Source organism: Mesorhizobium sp. M5C.F.Ca.ET.164.01.1.1, assembly GCF_004792125.1.
GTDB lineage: Bacteria > Pseudomonadota > Alphaproteobacteria > Rhizobiales > Rhizobiaceae > Mesorhizobium > Mesorhizobium wenxiniae.
In genome coordinates this window covers 1-320 of sequence record NZ_SRTG01000384.1, presented here as the reverse complement: position 1 = coordinate 320, position 320 = coordinate 1, and the positions used below count along the sequence as shown (strand labels likewise).

The 320-nt window shown below is 70.3% G+C and carries 1 protein-coding gene; it reads right to left on the bottom strand.

The annotated features are described in order from the left end of the window. Window positions 1-320 (bottom strand): efflux RND transporter permease subunit (locus EN807_RS33910; protein ID WP_135938046.1); only part of this gene is annotated, 320 nt, incomplete at both ends.

The following is a 320-nucleotide window of genomic DNA, read 5'->3' as shown; positions in this document are numbered from 1 at the left end:
GGGAACACTACGAAGATCGAGGCCTGGGCCTTGGCGCTGTCCTCGATAACGCCACCCTGCTCGACGCTGTAGCGCGCCGGCAGTTCCGCCTTGAAGGCGGCGATGGCGCTCTCCAGCCGCCGCGTGACCAGCGTGGCATTTTCGCCCGGCGCGACATCGGCCTGGACGGTCACGGTCGGCAGCCGGCCGCGGCGCCAGATCAGCGGCGGCTCGGTCTGGTAGGAGAGCTTGGCAACCTGTTCGAGCGGCACGCGGCGTCCGCCCGAGGCGCTGATCGTCAGGCCGCGCAGCGTGTCGATGCTGGCGCGTTCGGACTCCAC